Genomic DNA, 21196 nt, shown 5'->3' on the forward strand with positions numbered 1-21196 from the left:
AATTTACCTATCAAAAGGCTTAAATTTATTCCCAATGAACTCGTTTAGTTTCCAGGGCTATCTTAACAGATCAACTACAAAAAATAGTTTCAAACTCTTCTTTGTAACTTTTACTAATAGGAATTTTAAATTGATTTTTTAATTGGATGTTTTTATCTTTTTTAGAATAGAAATCTATAGTGCTTGTATTTACAATCCAAGATCGATGCACTCTTATAAATTCTTCTTCAAATGAAAGCAAGTTTTCATAATAACTCAATTTTTTTGAAGCGATATATTTTTTATTTTCCTTCACATGAATAATAGAATACATCCGATCGGCTTCTATATATAAGATATCAACGAGGTTAAGCATTACATAATCACTCTTATATGGAATGGCTATTTTTTTAATTTTATTTTTATTTTCGTTAAGAAGAGCCAACCTAAGATTCCGTTCACTTTTATCAATCAATACGGTTGCTTTTTTAACCGCTTTTACTAATTTCTCTATAGCTATCGGTTTTAATAAATAATCCAATGCGGCAACCTCAAAAGCTTTTACAGCATATTTATCATATGCAGTAACAAATATTATTTGAAAATCAATAGTTGAAAATTCATTTAAAAGTTGGAATCCGTTTTTTTGAGGCATTTCTATGTCTAAAAAAACTAGTTGTGGTTGGTGTTTTTTTATTTCAACGACAGCCTCATCAACATTTTGTGCCTGAGAAACTACCGTAACATTTGGACAAAATTTAGATAACAAATACACTAGGTTTTCACGTGCATTTATTTCATCATCAATGATAATTGCATTTAATGTATTCATAATTATCTGGTATACGGGATTTTTAAAACCACCTGCGTACCTTCTTCAATATCTTGATAGGTAAAACCGATATCTGAATTGTAGTACTTTTTTAACAAGGCCAATCTTTCTTGAATTGCTTTTGTAGAAAAAGAGGTTTCTTTGTTTAGGTTTTTATCATTGATTGCTTTTGAAGCCTCAAGACCTATTCCATTATCAGTAATAACGCAGGTAAAAACATCATCGAAATAAAATTGAATCTTCACTTTTTTAACTCCATTTATTTTATGCAACAATCCATGTTTAATCGCATTTTCTATAAAAGGCTGAATAATCATAGATGGAATTTTAATGTCTTCTATTTCATGCTCATCGACAATTTCATACTCGAAATCATCACGGAAGCGCAGTTTCTCTAGTTCCAAATATTTTTTTAGGAGCGACAATTCTTCATCAAAGCCTACAAAACTTTTTTCGCTCATATTTAAGTTTTCTCGAATAAGAGAAGCAAATTTTGTGAGGTAATTATACGCTTCATATTTATCGCCCTTTAACACTAAGCTCTGTATAGAATTCATAGCATTAAACATAAAATGCGGATTCATTTGTGCTTTTAATGATTTTAATTGCAAATGAGCCAACTCACCTTTTTGTCTTTTTTCTAATTCAGAATATGCTTTTTCTAAATAATCTTCATTTTTTTTATTTTGTTTTTTAAAATAATACACAATTGCAAATGAACCGATAAATAGGAAGACTGCATTTAGATAACCAAAATAAAGATCAGGATAGATGTTTAAGTAACTATTTGGAACATAAAAAGAAAGAATACAAATTACTAGAGCAGAAAAATAAATCAGTTTACTTTCAAAGAAAAACAAAGAAACTAAGGGTATCAAAATATACATATACTCTCCATAGAAGCCTGTGTAAGCAAAATTTGCATTGTAAAAAAGTATGGAAAAACTAAAAAACAACAAAAGCAACCTTGCAGATGTATATCGTTCCTTTTTCTGCAAATAAAGAGCAGAAACAATCATCACCGACTGAGATACAAAAGACAAAAAAGACTGGAAGGTAATTTGTTGTAATACTGTTTCTACAAGAAAGAAGAAGAATAGATTTGCTAGTCCGACTATGATACAGTAATTAACAACTTTTATTCTTTTGATTTCTGATTTTACTGTTGTTGGATATATCCCAACATTGGCTAGGTTTGCTATTTTTTTAAACATTAATGGTTTTTAGTTTCAAATTCAAATTTCATTTTTTAAATGCCGACATGTTTAATTTAATTTCCGAATGTAGTTATATTATTTCCAAAATAAAAAACGCAACCAACTTAATGATTGCGTTTTGTTTTAATATGCTTCTGAAACGAGTTCAGAAATCTGTGTTTTGAGACCCCAAAGCTAGTTTTTGGGATAAGCGTTTCATAAGAATTTACTGTGTAAACTCAATATCCTGCTTATTTTACCTCCTCAAAGTCTACGTCTTCTACGTTATCTCCTTCTTGCTTAGCTTCTGGCTCACCTTGTTGTGCTCCAGCTCCAGCTTGTGCTTCTTGTTCTGCTTTGTACATCTCTTCTGATGCAGCTTTCCAAGCTTCATTGATTTTTTCCATTGCAGCATCAATTTGTGCAATATCTTTAGCTTCGTAGGCTTTTTTCAATTCTTCTAAAGCAGCTTCTATTGGAGCTTTTTTATCATCAGATAACTTATCTCCAAACTCTTTCAATTGCTTTTCTGTTTGGAAAATCATACCGTCTGCACCGTTGATTTTTTCAGCCATTTCTTTGGCGGCTTTATCAGCGTCTGCATTGGCTTCTGCTTCTTGTCTCATTTTTTGGATATCCTCTTCAGATAAACCAGAAGATGCCTCAATTCTAATCTCATGCGACTTATTGGTTCCTTTATCTAAAGCTGAAACTTTAATGATTCCGTTTGCATCGATATCAAAAGTTACTTCAATTTGAGGAATCCCTCTTCCTGCTGGTGGAATACCATCCAAGTGAAAACGTCCAATGGTGTTGTTATCCGCTGCCATTGCTCTTTCTCCTTGCAACACATGAATCTCAACAGATGGTTGATTATCAACAGCTGTAGAAAATACTTGTGATTTTTTGGTTGGAATGGTTGTATTTGCTTCAATCAACTTGGTAAATACATTCCCCATAGTTTCGATTCCTAAAGATAAAGGTGTAACGTCTAATAACAATACATCTTTTACATCTCCAGATAAAACTCCACCTTGAATTGCAGCTCCTAAAGCAACAACTTCATCAGGGTTTACTCCTTTGCTTGGTGCTTTACCAAAGAATTTCTGAACAGCTTCTTGCACAGCAGGGATACGTGTAGATCCTCCTACTAAAATCACCTCATCAATATCATTGATCGTTAATCCTGCAGATTTTAATGCAGACTCACAAGGAGCGATGGTTCTTTTTACTAAATCATCAATTAATTGCTCAAATTTTGCCTTCGTTAAAGTTCTTACCAAGTGTTTAGGTCCTGATGCAGTAGCGGTAACATAAGGTAAATTAATTTCTGTTGAAGCAGAGCTAGATAATTCTATTTTTGCTTTTTCTGCAGCTTCTTTTAAACGTTGTAAAGCCATTGGATCTTTACGCAAGTCCATGTTTTCATCAGCTTTAAACTCTTCTGCTAACCAGTTAATGATTTTTTCATCAACATCATCTCCTCCTAGGTGAGTATCACCATCAGTAGACAATACCTCAAAAACACCATCACCTAATTCTAACACAGAAACATCATGTGTTCCTCCACCAAAATCAAATACTACGATTTTTTGATCAGTTCCTTTTTTATCCATTCCATACGCCAATGCTGCTGCAGTTGGTTCGTTGATAATTCTACGAACTTGCAACCCTGCAATCTCACCAGCTTCTTTAGTAGCTTGTCTTTGGGCATCATTAAAGTATGCCGGTACTGTAATTACAGCTTCCGTTACATCTTGACCTAAATAATCTTCGGCCGTTTTTTTCATTTTTTGCAATACCATTGCAGAGATTTCTTGTGGCGTATACAAACGACCATCAATATCTACTCTTGGGGTATCGTTATCTCCTTTTACAACTTTATAAGGTACTCTTGCTGCTTCTTTTGAAGATTCAGAGAATTTATTCCCCATAAAACGTTTAATAGAATAGATCGTTTTTTCTGGGTTGGTTACAGCTTGTCTTTTTGCTGGATCCCCTACTTTACGCTCTCCTCCTTCTACAAACCCAACAATTGAAGGGGTTGTTCTTTTTCCTTCTGCATTAGGAATTACCACGGGTTCGTTTCCTTCCATAACAGAAACACAAGAGTTGGTTGTTCCTAAGTCAATTCCTATAATTTTACTCATAATAGTTATTTATATAATTAATGTATATTTCAATTTTACAATTTCTAATAGTCAATTTGTGTGCCATCACTTGAATCTAAATAAAATGTCAGTTTCCTTGTGATTTCCTTTAAAATAAATGACACATTGGCATCTTTTTTAAAAAAAAACTCAAAAATTGTCTACACAAAAGACTTCAAATAAAACTTTAACAGAACAAGTAATTTTATACATTAGCCAAAAATTTAATTATGTCTCAATTTATAAGCGTTTTTGATATGCTAAAGATCGGTGTTGGGCCTTCAAGCTCACACACACTGGGGCCTTGGCGTGCTGCTCAACAATGGATTAAAAAAATAAATTTTGATATAATCACCGATGCTGTCACCAGCATTCAGGTAGATTTGTACGGATCACTCTCCTTAACAGGTAAAGGACATGCTACCGATTTAGCCGTGATGTTAGGCCTAACTGGAACTGATCCTGAATATGTACCTATTGTATCTATTGATCATATTATAAATGAAATTAAAGAGACGCAAGTTTTAAAATTAAACAGCTTAAAGGAGGTTCCGTTTACAGAAAAGAGCATTCGCTTTAACAAAGACTTTTTGCCCTTCCACTCTAATGGAATCACCTTTACCGCATACAAAAATGATAAAGTGATCTCTTCTGAGACCTACTACTCTATTGGTGGTGGATTTATCGTCCAAGAAGAAGATTCACTCTCAGAAGAGATAGAGATCTCCAAACAAAACTTCCCATTTCCTATAAATTTAGCAGCGCAACTAGAAGCCTACTGCGAAAAAGAACAAAAGTTAATTTCTGATATTGTTTTGCAAAATGAAATGGAATTAAAATCTGAAGATGAAATTGATTTTGAACTTCGTCGCGTGTGGGAAACCATGTTAGAGTGTATGTACATTGGCTGTCATACCGATGGGATTTTACCCGGAGGTTTGCAAGTTAAGCGAAGAGCTTTAACCATGCATCAAAAACTAATCAAAGACGCTTGCTATACAGATGAACACGATTGGATTCCGGCTATAAGAAGCACCGAGGTAAAATTCCGTGAAATTTTAAAATGGGTTAGCTGTTTTGCACTTTCGGTCAACGAAGTAAACGCTTCTTTAGGAAGAGTTGTTACAGCGCCAACCAATGGAAGTGCTGGTGTAATCCCTGCTGTTTTAATGTACTACTTGGTGATAGAGAATCACGAGGCAGATTTTAAAGACATTAAAAAGTTTTTACTAACCGCTGGAGAAATTGGCAGTATTTTCAAAAAAAACGCAACCATCTCTGCTGCAATGGGTGGATGCCAAGCAGAAATAGGAGTTTCATCGGCTATGGCTGCAGCAGCACTTACCGAAGTTTTAGGAGGTACGCCGGCTCAGAGTTTAGTAGCAGCAGAAATTGCAATGGAACACCACTTAGGACTTACCTGCGACCCTATTGGAGGTTTGGTACAAATACCATGTATCGAGAGAAATGCCATGGGAGCTATCAAAGCCATAAATGCTGCAGAACTGGCATTAGAATGTGATCCAAAAGACACCAAAGTACCTTTAGATTCTGTGATTGCCACCATGTGGGAAACAGCTAAAGACATGAATAGAAACTATAAAGAAACCTCAGAAGGAGGCTTGGCTGTTACGGTTCGATTAGCGGATTGTTAGACAACTAGTATCGCAGATATTTGTTAAAAAAGAATCAACTCTAAACCTTTGTACCCCTGCCTGCGGCAGGCAGGTTTGAACCTTTGAACCTTTGTACCTTTGAACCTTTGTACCTCTAAACCTTTGTACCTTTGTACCTCTGAACCTTTGTCTCTTTGAACCTAACGCGTAAAAACCAACTCGTGTTCAGAAGATAATTCTTCTGAGAAAGCATAACCATCAACATCAAAGCTTTTAATCCCATCAATAGATTGGATGTTGTGATCTATAAGGTATCGAACCATAAGCCCTCTTGCTTTTTTTGCAAAGGTCATTACAATTTTGTACTGACCATTTCTAAACTCTTTAAACACAGGAGTAATCATCGGCACTTTTAAAACCTTTTTGTCCACAGCTTTAAAGTACTCTGAACTTGCCAAATTAACCAGCAATCCATCATCATCTAATTCCTCATTTAAAGCAATCGCTAAAGTGGTTCCCCAAAATTTATAGAGATTATCTGTGCGCCCTACCTTAATTTTTGTACCCATTTCTAAACGATAGGCTTGGATTAAATCTAAAGGCTTTAACAAGCCATACAAGCCAGATAAAATTCGTAATCGCTCTTGCAAAACTGGCAATTTATTTTCAGCTAGCGACGCCATATCAATCCCACGATACACCTCTCCAGTAAAAGCATAAACAGCTTGTTTAGAATTCTCTGGCGTAAACGGCAGATGCCATTCTTGAAATCGATCGTGATTTAAGGCCGCTAAATCTTTAGAAATAGACATCAAATCTTCGAGCTTTTTTCGTGAAAGCGTTTTCATTTTACGTACCAACTTCTCAGAAGCTTCTAAAAATTGAGGCTGCGTATATAAACTTGTTGCTACCGGAGTTTCAAAATCTAAAGATTTTGCAGGAGATATAATAATTTTCATGACTAACTGCTTTTGATAGAAGTAAAAATACAACCGAAAATAAGAATAATCAATATTTAAGAATCTTAATTATCAATAGCACTATTTAGAGTTTTGATAGCGAGTTATACTCCAAACATATTTACACTCTTATTAAAAAAATTAGTAAAAAAAGAATGCCTATCGAATATTAATCGTAATATTGCAATATATAAATTAACAAAAAATAATATCCATGAAACTATCAAAAATAAAACAGCTTTTAAGCAGCTTAGAAACGATTGCATTTGAATTGCCAGATGGCACATTAGTTCCTAGACATTTTCATGTAACCGAGGTTGGAAAAATAACCAAAAATTTTATTGACTGTGGTGGAACCATCAGAAAAGAAGAGGTTATTAATTTTCAACTTTGGGAAGAACAAGATTACGATCATAGGTTACACCCAGAAAAGCTGATCAATATTATTGAGTTGTCTGAAAAAGTTTTAAATCTTGAAGATCTTGAAATAGAAGTAGAATACCAAGGTGATACCATTGGAAAATACGGGTTGGATTTTGATGGCAAGCATTTTTTACTGACTACAAAACTAACCAACTGTCTAGCGAAGGACGCTTGTGGTATCCCTGAGAAAAAAGAAAAGAAATCACTCTCTGAGTTAACAGCCCAAACAAGCTGTTGTGATCCAAAATCTGGTTGTTGCTAATGCGTTTTATCGCAATAAATAAAGACAATTACAACAGTACTGCTGCTATCTACAAAGAAGGGCTTGACTCTGAAATAGCGTCATTTGAGACTAAAGTGCCCAACTTTGAGCTTTGGAATGCAAAACATTTAGCTTTTGGAAGAATCGCTCTTAAAAAAGAAGGTACTATTCTTGGCTGGGCTAGTTTGTCTCCTGTTTCTAGCAGAGAAGTATACAAAGGTTTGGCAGAGGTTAGCATCTATATTGCTAAAGAAGCAAGAGGTAGTGGTTTAGGCAAAATTCTTCTCAATAAATTAATTGTCTTGAGTGAAGAAAATGGTATTTGGACTTTACAGTCAAGCATTTTTAGAGCTAATGAAGCCAGCATTTCTATCCACAGAAGTTGTGGTTTTAGAATTGTTGGCTTTAAAGAAAAAGTAGCACAGCGCAATGGAGTTTGGCATGACAATATCCTCTTAGAAAGAAGAAGTAAAAAAGTACAGTACCCTAAAGAATCCTAGACCTCATCTTTTGAGTTAATGGTATACGTTCTCCACTTTTCTAAACAATCTGCAATATCTTGTGGGATTTCTGAATCAAAACGCATAAACTCTCCGGTTGTCGGATGAGTAAAACCAAGTGTTTTAGCATGCAATGCCTGTCTTGGCAAAGTTTTAAAACAGTTTTGTACAAATTGCTTGTATTTGGTAAAAGTGGTTCCTTTTAAAACTTCGTTACCACCATAACGCTCATCGTTAAATAAGGTATGACCAATATGTTTAAAGTGCGCTCTAATTTGGTGAGTTCTCCCTGTTTCTAATTTACATTGAACCAAGGTAACATAGGTTAAACGCTCTAACACCTTATAGTGAGTAACTGCGTGTTTACCAAAATCTCCCTCAGGAAAAACATCCATTTGCAAACGGTTTTTTAAACTCCTTCCGATGTTTCCTTCAATGGTTCCTTCATCTTCTTCCATGTTTCCCCAAACTAATGCATAATACAGACGTTCTGTGGTTCTATCAAAGAACTGTTTTGATAAATTTGCCATTGCAAACTCCGTCTTAGCTACAACCAATAAACCACTAGTGTCTTTGTCTATTCTATGAACCAAACCTGGCCTTTCATTGCTGTTGGTCGGTAGGTTTTCTATATGATGGATGAGTCCATTGACCAAAGTACCAGAATAATTTCCATGACCTGGATGCACCACCATTCCTGCGGCTTTGTTCACTACAATTACGGTATCGTCTTCATAAACGATATCTAAAGGCAGATCTTCTGCAACCAATAAATTTTCATGAGGTGGATGTGCTAAAACCACGCGAACTACATCATGAGGTTTTACTTTGTGATTTGATTTTACAGGAACATCATTGACCAAAACATTGCCAGCTTTTGCAGCTAATTGCACTTTGTTTCGCGTAGCGTTTTCTACAAAATTCATCAAAAACTTATCAACGCGTAAAGGCTCTTGCCCACTACTAGCTGTAAAGCGAAAATGTTCGTATAATTCTTCGTTTTCTATATCTAAAGATTCTTCCTGCATGGTCTTATGTACTGCTTGTGTGTTTATTGTTTTCCGTCACCTAAAACTAGGTCTATAACAGAATTTTTAAGAAGTTTATCTCCAGTTCTAATTGTTTTCCCTTCGTGCTTCATCCCTCTAACAACATCTTTCCCGATATCAGGTACATAGCTAAATGTTCCAACTTTAAACCCGATAGAGAGTAAATGAGTGATGGCTTGTCTTTTTGTTTTCCCATTTAAATCTGGTACTTCTTGACTTCTATATTTTGATGGATTTAAAGTCAAATAGATTTTTCTATTTTCCTTTACAAAAGCGCCTCCTTCTGGATTCTGTTCTATAACCGATTTGCTTGGATAGCTTGGGTTGTAACTTGCTGAATCAATCACTATATAATCCAAATCAAGTTCTTTAAGCGTTTCTACAACCTCAGAGAGTTCCATTCTTTCTAGTTGGGGTACTTGAATCTTTTGATCGTGATTGGTTGTAAAACCAAACCACCATTTCAAGATAAAGACAAAGGCCAAAACAGATACAACTGCAATGCCTATTTGCTTAAAAAAAGCCTTACTTTTTAGAAATTGAATTAAACTCATGGTTATTATTTTTAATAAGAGCAAAGATATAAAACCAAACGTTAGTCTTTCTATTTATATTTTGATAAATTTGTTTATACCTTTTTAAGCTTTATTTCGGATGAAAAAAAACATTGCAATTATAATGGGAGGATTTTCCTCAGAAGCTGCAATATCTATCAAGAGTGGTACCGTTGTGTACAAACATTTAATCGGAGAAAAATACCAACCTTATAAAATTCATATTTTAAAAGACAAATGGGTATATATTGATGAAGAGAATAATGAGTTTCCTGTAAACAAAAATGATTTCTCTATCAATATCAATGCAAATCATATCACTTTTGATTGCGTTTTTAATGCCATACACGGCAACCCAGGAGAAAATGGAATCATCTTAGCTTATTTCGAAATGCTGGGAATCAAACACACCTCTGCTCCTTTTTACCAAATGGCCTTGACTTTTAACAAAAGAGATACGTTAAGTGTTATAAAAACCTATGGCATTTCTGTTGCAAAATCTGTCTATCTAAACAAAGGCGAAAAAATTGCCCCTGACCTGATTCTTGACAAAGTAGGGCTTCCTTGTTTTGTAAAGCCTAACAATGCTGGGTCTAGTTATGGGATTTCTAAAGTCTACACCAGAGAAGCCTTGATTCCTGCAATTGAGAAAGCCTACCTAGAAGATACAGAAATCCTGATTGAAAGTTTTTTATCGGGTACAGAAGTTTCTGTGGGTGTTATTCAATACCATGGTGCACTCAAAGTATTGCCAATCACAGAAATCGTTTCAGAAAATGATTTCTTTGACTACGAAGCAAAGTACGAAGGAAAATCACAAGAAATAACTCCTGCTAGGATTAGCGAAAAAGAAGAAATTAAAGTTAAAGACACAGCAAAAAGAGTCTATGCTATTTTAAATATGAGCGGTTTTACCAGAGCAGAATATATTCTGGTAAATGGAGAACCTCATTTTTTAGAAATCAATACGGTTCCGGGCTTAACAGAAGAAAGTATTTTACCTCAGCAAGCTTCAGCAGCAGGCATTAGTTTGTTTCAATTGTTTGACAATGCCATAGAAATGGCCTTGGCCAAACCCAGTTCACTTAACACCTAAACAAGTCATGAAAAGAGCAGTATTCCCAGGATCATTTGACCCAATTACCTTAGGACATGTAGACATTATTAATAGAGGACTTACTCTTTTTGATGAACTGATTATAGCCATTGGAGTTAATGCCGATAAGAATTATATGTTTTCTTTAGAAGAACGCAAGCAGTTTATTGAAGAGACGTACAAAAACGAGCCTAAAATCAAAGTAATGACTTATGAAGGACTCACAGTAAACTTCTGTAATGAAGTGAATGCCGAGTTTATTTTAAGAGGCCTTAGAAATCCTGGCGATTTTGAATTTGAAAAAGCCATTGCGCACACCAATCGTAAACTATCAGAAATAGAAACAGTTTTTTTACTCACCTCTTCTGGAAAAAGTTATATTTCTTCTTCTATCGTTAGAGATGTCGTTAAAAACAAAGGAGACGCCTCTGGTTTGCTCCCAGAAGCGGTTTCTGATTTCCTCAGTAAAAAATAAATGTTTTTTTTAGCCTCTAAAAGCTATTTAACCTTTTCAGGAGCAAGTAATAAAGCAGATTCATTTTCTTTTACAAAAGCCTCTAATACTTTAAAGAAATTTAAAATGTCAGCTTCGGTATTTGTGGCATTAATCGTCACAAAACGGATAAATGACTCTCCCTTAAAATCTCCAAACCCTACCACAGTAATTTGATGTTCATACAGCAAAGTACACAGTGTTTTTGGATCAATATTTTTGTAGTTAAAACACACAGATATAGAATCCTCAAAACTATACAAGGTGTAATCTGGATTGTTTGCTACATAATTTCTTGCAATGTCAGCCAAATAGAATTGCTGATCAACAATATTCTCAAGACCATCTGTCCCCATCGACTTCCATAAAGTCCAAAATTTTAAGGCATCATTTCTTCGTCCACATTGAAAAGATGTTTTACCTAGGTTAAAATCATCTCCATCAGTTTGATATAAATATTCAGCATCATTGCTAAAAGAATCGTGCAAGTGCTTCTTATCATTTACTAAAATAATAGAACAGGTTAATGGTGTACCAAGCATTTTATGTGCATTATAACTAAAAGAATCAGAGCGCTCTACTCCTTTTAACAAATGTCTTTTTTCATCACTAAAAATAACAGAACCGCAATAGGCTCCATCAACATGCAACCAAATATTATACTTTTCTGTTAGGTTGGCAATTTTATCTATTGGATCAAAAGCACCTAACACGGTGGTTCCTGCGGTTGCGTTTACATAAGCTGGGACCAAACCATTTTCAAGATCTCTCTTTATTTGTTCTTCTAATTTCCCTGGCAGCATTCGCCCTCTATCATCTGATTCTATATATCGAACCTGACCTCTCCCCATCCCTGCAAAACTAGCGTTTTTAGCATTTGAATAATGTGATTCTTTAGAGGTATACATAACCAAAGGCTTAGTCATTCCTTTAGTTCTACAACTAGGATCCTTAGCATCTCTAGCCATAATCAAGGCCATATAGTTACTCATAGAACCACCCGTAGGGAAAGTTCCATTACTTTGAGCTCCATAGCCAACCAACTTACAAGACTGTCTTATAATTTCTTGCTCAATCCCCACTTGAGGACCTGCCACCTTATAAGTATACATGCTGTTATTTAATAAAACAGCCAATAGATCGCCTAAAATCGCTTTGCTTTGTCTTCCTCCAAACAATTGGTTAAAAAACAAATTAGTAGCTGTTTTGGGTGTCGAAATAAGAACATCTTTCAGTGTTTTTTTAAAAACATCATCAACAATAGCTGCTTTTTGAAGCGATAAATCGATGGTATCATACAGAACATTTGAATCTATGCGTTTTGCAACTGGATGATTTTCTTCTTCTTTTAATAAAACCGCTACCAGTTCATTAAACAGGATTAAATCATTACTTAATTCAGACATATACTTTTTTTTGTTTTTTTTGTTTTTGTTTGTTGAATACCTTCTAGGGTATCATACGATAATTCCTTTCTAACAAATTTATTTCTTTTTACGTCGTATACATTGCAATCCTTAATAGGTTTTGCATACAAGTGTAAAGACATACTTCTTTTGTTTGAAAGATTTTCTAAATTGTGGTAGCCCATAAAATCAACCATATATGAAATATCACCTGATTGTGTTCTTGTCGTTTTGACAATATCTAACTGCCCTTCATCATTTTCTTTGTAGATATTCTCTTTAAACTCACCTTTAAGAAAACGAACCCAACATTCTTCTCCTCCATGATCGTGAACAGGTGTGGATTGTTCATTTTCCCAGCAGATTAGAATTAATTCGAAGTTTTCATTTTCCACAATACAATTACGGGTGTAACAAGTATTGGACCAAGTTGCATATTTTTCAAACTCAGTAATTGGTAAATTCAGTGATTTTAAAATAGTAGTGTAATTTGCCCTCTCCTCTTCGTCGAGAACTGAGATCAATTCTGATAAAGTTTGTACTGGGTCTTGAGGTATTTTTGTAGAATTCAAAATTGGTAACTCTTTTGCGCGTTAAATAAAAAAAGTAAAAAAGGATATTTTTACCGATTATCGCTAATATACCATTTTTGCTGCTTTTAAGCAAAAAACAAGGCGAAATAAGCTTAAATTAAGCCAAAAGAATCTAATTTTTTCTTATTTTCAAAAACCAACAGATCGTTATTTATAAAAAAGTTAAATTTTATCAAACACTTTATTTATTTTAAAAAAACAGTAACTTAGTAAGCACTAAAAATCTTTCATTTGAAAACACTAAACATCAACGGAAAAGAGTACAGCATTGATGCTCAAGACGATATGCCTTTATTATGGGCCATAAGAGATCTCGCGGGATTAACCGGCACCAAATACGGTTGCGGAGTTAGTCAATGTGGAGCTTGCTCTATTATTATTGATGAAGACCTAGTACGCTCATGCAGTCTTCCTGTAAGTTACGGGGTCGGTAAAAAAATCACTACCATAGAAGGTCAAAGTGAAAACTTAACAATCTTGAGAGAAGCTTGGACAGAAATTAATGTCCCTCAATGTGGTTATTGCCAATCTGGTCAATTAATCGCTGCAAGCGCATTACTAGACAACAATCCAAACCCAAGCGATGAGGATATAGACATGGCTATGAGTGGCAATATTTGCAGATGTGGCACCTACCCAAGAATCAGAAAGGCTATTCATGCAGCCGTTAAACTTAAAAACAAATAGCTATGGAAGGAATACAAAACATGAGCCGTAGAAATTTTGTGAAAGTTTTCGGCCTAGCATCTGGAGGATTGATCATTGGTTGTCAGTTTTCAAATAATGAAATTGTCCGCATTGATGACGGAACTACCTTTGCTCCAAATTTATTTATTCAATTAAAAAAAGATGGTAAACTAATCCTTTTGAGCTCTCGATCAGAAATGGGCCAAGGGATCAGAACTTCGTTAACTTCTGCCATTGCTGATGAAATGGATGCGGATTGGAGTTTTGTAAGCGTAGAGCAGGCAACTGGTGACCGTAAATTTGGTAATCAAAACACCGACGGCTCAAGAAGTGTAAGAACCATTTTAGAACCTATGCGTAGATTAGGCGCTACAGCAAAAGCAATGTTAATTAGTGCTGCAGCAAAAAAATGGGAAGTTTCAGAAGCAGACTGTACCGCAGCAATGCATTATGTTATTAATAAGAAATCCAATGACAAATTGTTCTTTGGTGATTTGGTAGAAGCTGCCATGCAGATAGAGGCTCCCAAAGAGGTTGTTTTAAAAGACAAAAAAGACTTTACCTATATTGGAAAAAGTTTAAAAAGTATAGACATTAAAGATTTTACTCACGGATCTGCCATTTACGGATTAGATGCTCGATTGCCAGGAATGAAATTTGCAACTATCGCAAGGTGTCCGTCTACCTTTGGAACCTTAAAATCTTTTGAAAGTAAAAAAGCTCTTGAAGTATCTGGGGTTACTGATGTCATCGCCTTAGACCGTGTTAAAAGACCTTTTGGAATGCTCGGAGGTGTTGCTGTAATTGCAACCAACACCTGGGCTGCAATTCAAGGAAGAAAACAGTTAGACGTTCTCTGGAATAAAGGTACCAACGGCAATTATGACAGTAAAAAATACATGCAAACACTTACCAACAGGGTGCATAATAAGGCGAAACTAATTGCACCTACTGTCGGAAATACAACCAACGCTTTTTCCAAGGCTCATCAAACCGTAGAAGCAACTTATCAGCTGCCTCACTTGGCACATGCTCCGATGGAGGTACCAAATGCATTGGCATGGGTACATGATGGTATCTGTGAAGTTTGGGCTCCCTTACAAGACCCACAAACTGCCAGAGCAGAAGCGGCTGCCTACTTAGGCATCGAGCTAGAAAAAGTCACAATCAATGTCACTTTTTTAGGAGGTGGTTTTGGTAGAAAATCAAAGCCTGACTTTGTTATAGAAGCCATCGCTGTTTCTCAAAAAATAAAAGCGCCTGTCCAAGTGGTATGGACTCGTGAAGATGATATACAACACAGCTATTATCACACCACCAATGCACAATACCTAAAAGCCTCTTTAGATGCAAATGGCAAAGTGACTGGTTGGCTACACAGAACTGCTTTTCCTTCTATTAATTCAACTTTTGCACCAGGGACAAACTATGCAGCAGATTGGGAGATCGGGCAAGGAATGAACAACATTCCTTTTGAAATAGAAAATGTACGGTATGAAAATGCCAAAGCAGAGCCTTTTGTTAGAATTGGATGGCTGCGATCTGTCTGTGCTATTTTTCACAGTTTTGGAATCAATTCGTTTATTGATGAGTTAGCAGACAAAGCACAAAAAGACCCTCTGGCTTTTAAATTAGACTTGATTGGATCAGATAGAATTGGCAAAGAAAACGTTCCACATCCTTTAAACACCAAACGCTTAAAAAACGTGATGAACATCGCGGCAAAAAAAGCAGGTTGGGGTAAAAAATTACCAGAAGGTCACGGACTTGGAATCGCTTTTTATTATAGCTTTTTTAGTTATGTAGCCACAGTGGTTGAAGTCTCTGTTATTAACGACAAAGTAAAAGTTCACAATATTTGGTCTGTCCTAGATTGTGGAATGGTCGTTAACAAAGACAATGTATTAAATCAGATGGAAGGCGCTGCTATTTTTGGAATGTCTATTGCTCTACACGGGAAGATTACTGCCAAAGATGGCGCCATAGAACAAAGTAATTTTCATGACTATAAAATGACGAGAATGAACGACGCTCCTCCGATTGACATTACGCTAATCGAAAGTGATGAAGCACCTACTGGAGTTGGAGAACCTGGTGTACCACCCGTCGCTCCTGCAATTACCAATGCCATTTTTAACGCCACAGGAAAACGATACAGAACACTACCACTTTCTGACCATGGTTTGGTCTAAGCGATTGCTAAGGCTAAAAAAGAACAGCTAAAAGGCAATCATGGAAAGAGACACGACACTCATTATTCTAGCCGGAGGAAAATCTTCACGGATGGGATTGCCAAAAGGATTGCTAAAACACAAGGATAGCTTTTGGATTCTTTCTCAAGTAGAGGGGTTTATTGGTGAGACTATCTACATCGGCTTAGGCTATGATCATCAACGTTATTTTGATGCAATTCCGTGGCTACAACAAGCGGTAGAGAAACCTCAATTGCATCAACAAAAAAAAGTAAGGGTTGTCATCAATAAAACACCTCAGTTTGGATTATTCTCTACCTTGCAAACTATATTAATAGATCATCAAATGCAGAGAGCAGACAAAACTGTCTTGATAACACCCATAGATGTTCCTTTACCAAACACAAAAAACCAAAAAAAAATTTTTGAAAAAGACAACCTGCTTGTAATCCCAAAATACAAAGGCAAAAATGGACACCCTGTTAAATTAGCTCCTGAGTTTTGGTGTTCGCTTTTAAATATTGACGTAAAAGACCCTGAGGCCAGATTGGACGTACAAATCAAAAAAAGAAATGCATCAGAAATTTCCTATGTAGAAATTAACGATGCATCTATTTTAAAAAATTTAAACAGTCCTAAAGATTGGCAAAATTACCTAAATTCTTAAAACTTATACTCTGATAAGGGCTTTGGAAAATCTTCTGGATTTGCAGCCAAATGATATCGAGGATCCTCAATTGATTCTTCTATTACCTTAGAAAATATTGGACTTGATTTGTACAACAGCACTTTACAATCTTCACTAAGATGCTTAAGTACAATTGATTTTCCTTCTGCCTGATATTTTTCTACCAATGCAAAAATAGCTTCGATTGCTGAGTGATCACTAATACGCGCTTCAACAAAATCTATCTCAACTTGTTGTGGATCATTTTTTATATCAAATTTTTCATTAAAAGCAGAGATGCTTCCAAAGAATAAAGGGCCCCAGATTTCATAAATTTTAGTACCATCAGCTTTAAAACGCTTTCTTGCTCTAATTCTCTTTGCGTTTTCCCAAGAAAAAACCAAGGCACTCACCACAACTCCTGCTAAAACAGCAATCGCTAAATCAAAGATGACGGTTAACCCAGAAACCAAGATCAAAACAAAAACATCAGTTCTTGGTATTTTATTTAAGATTCTAAAACTAGACCAAGCAAAGGTTCCGATAACCACCATAAACATAACTCCAACCAATGCTGCGATAGGAACCTGCTCTATATACGACGAAGCAAAAACGATGAAAATTAGCAACATAACTGCTGCTGTAATTCCAGAAAGTCTTCCTCTTCCTCCTCCTTTTATATTAATAATTGATTGTCCAATCATGGCACAACCTCCCATTCCTCCAAACAATCCGGTAAGAATATTTGCACTTCCTTGAGCAACACACTCCTTATTAGAGTTTCCTCTTGTCTCAGTTAGATCATCAATCAAATTTAAAGTCATTAGTGACTCAATCAATCCGATAGCTGCCAAGATTAATGCATAAGGAAAAATAAATTTTAGGGTTTCTAAGTTCATAGGTATCTTAGAAAAAGTTTCTAAGTGAAGGCTAGGCAAGCCACCTTTTAAACCATCTCCTCCTCCGTCTTTAATAAACGAACCAACTGTTGCCACATCCAAATTAGAAAAAATAACGATTCCTGTAACTACTAAAATTCCGATTAGAGCTTCTGGTAATTTCTTGGTTGCTTTTATTTTTGGCAATCCCCACATAATGAGCATAGTTAATAAAACAAGCCCAATCATATACCATAAACTATTTCCTGACAACCAAACTTTTTCTCCAGCTACGGTTGTTTTAAACATCCCTAATTGGGATAAAAAGATAACGATGGCCAAACCATTTACGAAGCCCATCATTACTGGATGTGGGATGAGTCTTACAAATTTCCCCAACTTAAATACACCTGCACAAATCTGGATAAAACCCATTAAAATTACGGTTGTAAACAAGTAATACAAACCTAAGTTTTCATCTGGGTTACCCATGGCGTTTCCTTTAGAAACCAAACTCACCATTACAACAGCCAAAGCTCCTGTAGCACCAGAAATCATTCCGGGTCTTCCTCCAAAGATAGAGGTGACCAAACCAACCATAAAAGCGGCATACAACCCAACTAATGGATCAACACCAGCAACAAAAGCAAAAGCAACTGCTTCTGGAACTAAAGCTAAAGCAACTGTGATTCCGGAGAACACGTCATTTTTAACATTCTTTACTCGTTTTCTAATAAATTCGGTCATGTTTAGCTGCTTTTTAAAGTCGGCAAAGATAGACTTTATTTTGAATTATTATGAGTCCTTAATCGTTCTTCTGATAGGCCTCTAGCACTAATAGAATATTAGCATAGGTGTTCTTAGTTATTGTAGCAAGTTGGGACTCTGAAACAAATTGAACGATGGTTATTCCTTCTTCGAGTTGCGGCTGAAGTTCTCCTTTATACTGTGTTTGCATCAAAAACCAATCGGTTACTTTTAACAACTGAAGATCATTTTGAAAAAAAACATGGTAGGTTGTAAGAAGTGGTCTTTCAATATGCAAACCATGGATACCGCATTCTTCCTCGACTTCTCGAACGGCTGTTTGCTCTATAGACTCTCCTTTTTCGATACCTCCTTTGGGTAAATCCCAGCGTTGACCTCGGTAGATAAATAAGAACTCGTTTAACTCATTTAAGACCAACCCTCCTGCTGCTTTAACAACCTTGAATGAATCTTGAAACCGAATCCAATCTTTTTCAAGTGCTTCTGTAAATACATTTATTCCATCTTCCTTGCTAGTTTGCAATTTGTGAATAATTTCATCTACGACTATTTCTTTAAAAATATAAACGGGATAATTATTGTTAACTTTTAAAGAATCTGTTAAAATTATTGGTCTATCATTTACAAAAACTTTATACATTTGCGACATGATTTTAAACAAAGATACAGCAAAAAAAACAGCTGAGCTTTTATTGCAAATAAAAGCAATAAAACTAAGCCCTTCAGACCCATTTACATGGGCCTCAGGTTGGAAATCTCCTATCTACTGTGACAATAGGATTACCTTGTCTTTTCCTCCAGTTCGCAATTTTCTTAAAACAGAGATTGCTAAAATTGTCGAAGAGAAACACGGTAAGCCTGATGTGATAGCGGGAGTTGCCACTGGTGCTATAGCAATTGGTGTTTTGGTTGCCCAAGAATTGGGAGTGCCATTTGTATATGTAAGGCCTGAAGCAAAAAAGCACGGTCGTAAAAACCAAATTGAAGGCTATATAGAAAAAGGTCAAAATGTGGTCGTTATCGAAGACTTGATTAGCACAGGTAAAAGCAGCTTACAAGCCGTAGAAGCTTTAAAAGAAGCTGATGTAAATGTAAAAGGAATGATTGCTATATTTACCTATGGATTTGATCTAGCAAAAACAAATTTCACAAACAGCAATATAGAACTGACGACCCTTAGTAGTTATGAATTTTTACTAGAACAAGCCCTAGAAAACCAATACATCTCAGTAAAAGAATTAGAAACCTTACAAGATTGGAGAAAAAATCCAAGCGAGTGGAATCAATAAAAACTATACTATGACTATAGAAAGCCCGAGTGTTACAACTCAAAAATCAACCCAAGAAGTTTTTAAATTTTTATCAGATCTTAAAAATTTCGAACAACTGATGCCAGAAAATACTCAAAAGTTTGAAGTTGATGGTGACTCATTTCTTTTCGGTTTAAAAGGCATGCCTGAAATCCGTTTGGTATTAAAAGAAAAAACTGAATTTTCATCAATTGTTCTAGGTGCAGCTAGTAGTAAGCTACCCTTTACTCTTACTGCTAAAATCTCAGAGAAAGATGAAGCTAACAGTGATGTACAATTACTTTTTGACGGTGATTTTAACCCGATGATGGCTATGATGGTTAAAAAACCATTGACAAAATTTATTGAAACATTGTCAAGTAATATTGCTAAAATCTAAACGAAAGCAACTTCTTTGACTCCAAATTCTTTAATAGTTTCATCTTCTAACTGAATTTGAATCTTGCCCGTTGATGCAACGCCAACAATTTTACCCATAAATCGGGTTTGGAGCTGTTGGTCCATAAACATAGAAGGAACATTATGCTTATAAAGAACATCTAAGTATCTTTTCTTTAAGACATTTGATTTGGTGTTGGTGATATACGCTATCTGAATTTTCAACTCTTCAATTAAACTCTGGAGAAGCTCATCTAGATTAAAATCAATCCCTTTTAGAAATTTTAAAGAGGTAATTTGCTTTTTGGATGTAGAAAAATCCATTTGATTTACGTTGATGCCAATGCCTATTACCGCAGAAATTATTCTACCTTGCTGCATGACAGGCTCTATTAATATTCCCGAAATCTTATGATTTAATGACAAAATGTCGTTTGGCCATTTTATACTTAATTTAGGAACCTCATAGTCTATTAAAACATTGTACACCGCTATAGAAACTGCATAGTTTAACAAAACCTGTTCAGTTGCTAAAAAGTCATTAAACTCAACATAGACACTACATAAGAGGTTCTCACCGGGCTTAGAATCCCATTGAGACCCCATCTGTCCTTTTCCTTTTTTTTGGTAATTTGCAACAACAACAGTGTAATTTGTTAAGTTGCTTTTTTGTGCCAATTCTTTCAAAAAAGAATTGGTAGAATCGATGGCATCAAGTTTGATTAAGTTCATTTGGTAAATATTCTGCAAACATGTCGAATATAGTACAAAATACTCATAAAAAAATAATAACTTTGCGCTAAATATAAAGATTTTTAATGACCACAAAAAAGGTAAACACAGACGAATTAATTGCCGAAATTATAAGAGGAATTGAAGATGTCAAAGGAGAAGATATTCAACTACTAGATTTAAGAGAAATAGAAAACACTGTATGTGATTATTTTATAATTTGTTCTGGTAGCTCTAATACACAGGTTAAAGCCATATCTGGTTCTGTTCAAAAAATTGTTAGCAAAAGCTTAAAAGATAAACCTTGGCATATTGAAGGAGAGATCAATGCTGAGTGGGTATTAATGGACTATGTAAATGTTGTTGTCCATATTTTCCAAAAACAAGTTAGAGAGTTTTATGACATCGAAAGTCTTTGGGGCGATGCTACCATTACTTCGATAAGCGCTAACAATTAAAACAATTTATTTCATTTT

The 21196-nt window shown here is 35.2% G+C and carries 22 protein-coding genes; 11 read left to right on the plus strand and 11 right to left on the minus strand.

Annotated elements, in window-relative coordinates; translation table 11 throughout:
- Positions 1-70 precede the first annotated feature (70 nt).
- The 3 genes from WHC90_RS05050 to dnaK all read right to left on the minus strand — a co-directional run bounded on the left by WHC90_RS05050 (position 71) and on the right by dnaK (position 4157).
- Positions 71-811 (minus strand): LytR/AlgR family response regulator transcription factor, encoded by a 741-nt coding sequence (locus WHC90_RS05050; RefSeq protein ID WP_188597402.1) that lies wholly within the window; start codon positions 809-811, stop codon positions 71-73.
- Between the two features lie 2 nt (positions 812-813).
- Positions 814-2025: a sensor histidine kinase gene (locus WHC90_RS05055; protein WP_188597403.1), complete on the minus strand. Its 1212-nt coding sequence runs from the start codon at positions 2023-2025 to the stop codon at positions 814-816.
- Positions 2026-2258: 233 nt separating this feature from the next.
- Positions 2259-4157 (minus strand): molecular chaperone DnaK, encoded by a 1899-nt coding sequence (gene dnaK / locus WHC90_RS05060; RefSeq protein ID WP_340820390.1) that lies wholly within the window; start codon positions 4155-4157, stop codon positions 2259-2261.
- A 230-nt stretch (positions 4158-4387) separates the two neighbouring features.
- On the opposite strand from dnaK, the gene WHC90_RS05065 reads away from it, so the two are divergent.
- Entirely contained in the window at positions 4388-5812 is a 1425-nt protein-coding gene (locus WHC90_RS05065; RefSeq protein WP_188597404.1) for an L-serine ammonia-lyase, read from the plus strand.
- A 161-nt stretch (positions 5813-5973) separates the two neighbouring features.
- Here the strand turns inward: WHC90_RS05065 and yaaA are convergent, their stop codons facing one another.
- A complete protein-coding gene (yaaA, locus tag WHC90_RS05070) occupies positions 5974-6732 on the minus strand; it encodes a peroxide stress protein YaaA (protein WP_188597405.1) in 759 nt (252 codons plus the stop codon).
- Between the two features lie 214 nt (positions 6733-6946).
- On the opposite strand from yaaA, the gene WHC90_RS05075 reads away from it, so the two are divergent.
- Positions 6947-7417, plus strand: a complete 471-nt coding sequence (locus tag WHC90_RS05075; protein ID WP_188597406.1) for a DUF6428 family protein — start codon at positions 6947-6949, stop codon at positions 7415-7417.
- The gene (locus tag WHC90_RS05080) at positions 7417-7917 is read left to right on the plus strand and encodes a GNAT family N-acetyltransferase (RefSeq protein ID WP_188597407.1); all 501 of its coding nucleotides are present in this window, start codon (positions 7417-7419) and stop codon (positions 7915-7917) included. The genes WHC90_RS05075 and WHC90_RS05080 overlap by 1 nt, the downstream gene beginning before the upstream one ends.
- Here WHC90_RS05080 and WHC90_RS05085 read toward each other — a convergent pair.
- The gene (locus tag WHC90_RS05085; RefSeq protein WP_188597408.1) at positions 7914-8945 is read right to left on the minus strand and encodes an RluA family pseudouridine synthase; all 1032 of its coding nucleotides are present in this window, start codon (positions 8943-8945) and stop codon (positions 7914-7916) included. The two genes, WHC90_RS05080 and WHC90_RS05085, sit on opposite strands and share 4 nt — an antisense overlap.
- Positions 8946-8968: 23 nt before the next feature.
- A complete protein-coding gene (locus WHC90_RS05090) occupies positions 8969-9520 on the minus strand; it encodes a PASTA domain-containing protein (RefSeq protein WP_188597409.1) in 552 nt (183 codons plus the stop codon).
- A gap of 100 nt (positions 9521-9620) precedes the next feature.
- Here WHC90_RS05090 and WHC90_RS05095 point away from each other — a divergent pair, with 100 nt between their 5' ends.
- Positions 9621-10616: a D-alanine--D-alanine ligase gene (locus WHC90_RS05095; RefSeq protein WP_188597410.1), complete on the plus strand. Its 996-nt coding sequence runs from the start codon at positions 9621-9623 to the stop codon at positions 10614-10616.
- Between the two features lie 7 nt (positions 10617-10623).
- Positions 10624-11091: a pantetheine-phosphate adenylyltransferase gene (coaD, locus tag WHC90_RS05100; RefSeq protein ID WP_188597411.1), complete on the plus strand. Its 468-nt coding sequence runs from the start codon at positions 10624-10626 to the stop codon at positions 11089-11091.
- Positions 11092-11114: 23 nt separating this feature from the next.
- Here coaD and WHC90_RS05105 read toward each other — a convergent pair whose 3' ends face one another.
- The gene (locus WHC90_RS05105; RefSeq protein WP_188597412.1) at positions 11115-12515 is read right to left on the minus strand and encodes a pyridoxal phosphate-dependent decarboxylase family protein; all 1401 of its coding nucleotides are present in this window, start codon (positions 12513-12515) and stop codon (positions 11115-11117) included.
- Positions 12503-13087, minus strand: a complete 585-nt coding sequence (locus tag WHC90_RS05110) for a cysteine dioxygenase (protein ID WP_188597413.1) — start codon at positions 13085-13087, stop codon at positions 12503-12505. Before WHC90_RS05110 ends, WHC90_RS05105 begins: the two co-directional genes overlap by 13 nt.
- 252 nt (positions 13088-13339) lie before the next feature.
- Between WHC90_RS05110 and WHC90_RS05115 the strand changes: the two genes are divergently transcribed.
- The 3 genes from WHC90_RS05115 to WHC90_RS05125 are packed head-to-tail and all read left to right on the plus strand — an operon-like array spanning position 13340 to position 16654.
- Positions 13340-13795 (plus strand): (2Fe-2S)-binding protein, encoded by a 456-nt coding sequence (locus WHC90_RS05115; RefSeq protein ID WP_188597414.1) that lies wholly within the window; start codon positions 13340-13342, stop codon positions 13793-13795.
- A 2-nt stretch (positions 13796-13797) separates the two neighbouring features.
- Positions 13798-15987: a xanthine dehydrogenase family protein molybdopterin-binding subunit gene (locus WHC90_RS05120; protein ID WP_188597415.1), complete on the plus strand. Its 2190-nt coding sequence runs from the start codon at positions 13798-13800 to the stop codon at positions 15985-15987.
- Positions 15988-16027: 40 nt separating this feature from the next.
- Positions 16028-16654 (plus strand): NTP transferase domain-containing protein, encoded by a 627-nt coding sequence (locus tag WHC90_RS05125; protein WP_188597416.1) that lies wholly within the window; start codon positions 16028-16030, stop codon positions 16652-16654.
- Here the strand turns inward: WHC90_RS05125 and WHC90_RS05130 are convergent.
- The gene (locus WHC90_RS05130; RefSeq protein ID WP_188597417.1) at positions 16651-18279 is read right to left on the minus strand and encodes a SulP family inorganic anion transporter; all 1629 of its coding nucleotides are present in this window, start codon (positions 18277-18279) and stop codon (positions 16651-16653) included. The genes WHC90_RS05125 and WHC90_RS05130 overlap by 4 nt on opposite strands.
- Positions 18280-18337: 58 nt before the next feature.
- Positions 18338-18940, minus strand: a complete 603-nt coding sequence (locus tag WHC90_RS05135) for an NUDIX hydrolase (RefSeq protein ID WP_229664864.1) — start codon at positions 18938-18940, stop codon at positions 18338-18340.
- Between the two features lie 7 nt (positions 18941-18947).
- Here WHC90_RS05135 and pyrE point away from each other — a divergent pair, with 7 nt between their 5' ends.
- Positions 18948-19589, plus strand: coding sequence for an orotate phosphoribosyltransferase (gene pyrE / locus WHC90_RS05140; protein WP_188597419.1), 642 nt, complete (start codon positions 18948-18950; stop codon positions 19587-19589).
- Between the two features lie 10 nt (positions 19590-19599).
- Complete coding sequence (locus WHC90_RS05145) at positions 19600-19989, plus strand: SRPBCC family protein (RefSeq protein ID WP_188597420.1); 390 nt, start codon at positions 19600-19602, stop codon at positions 19987-19989.
- Here the strand turns inward: WHC90_RS05145 and WHC90_RS05150 are convergent.
- Complete coding sequence (locus tag WHC90_RS05150; protein ID WP_188597421.1) at positions 19986-20720, minus strand: biotin--[acetyl-CoA-carboxylase] ligase; 735 nt, start codon at positions 20718-20720, stop codon at positions 19986-19988. The two genes, WHC90_RS05145 and WHC90_RS05150, sit on opposite strands and share 4 nt — an antisense overlap.
- A gap of 86 nt (positions 20721-20806) precedes the next feature.
- Here WHC90_RS05150 and rsfS point away from each other — a divergent pair, with 86 nt between their 5' ends.
- Positions 20807-21178 (plus strand): ribosome silencing factor, encoded by a 372-nt coding sequence (gene rsfS / locus WHC90_RS05155; RefSeq protein WP_188597422.1) that lies wholly within the window; start codon positions 20807-20809, stop codon positions 21176-21178.
- The last annotated feature ends 18 nt before the right edge of the window (positions 21179-21196 follow it).

Source organism: Polaribacter pacificus, assembly GCF_038024035.1.
In the GTDB taxonomy this organism is placed as follows: domain Bacteria; phylum Bacteroidota; class Bacteroidia; order Flavobacteriales; family Flavobacteriaceae; genus Polaribacter; species Polaribacter pacificus.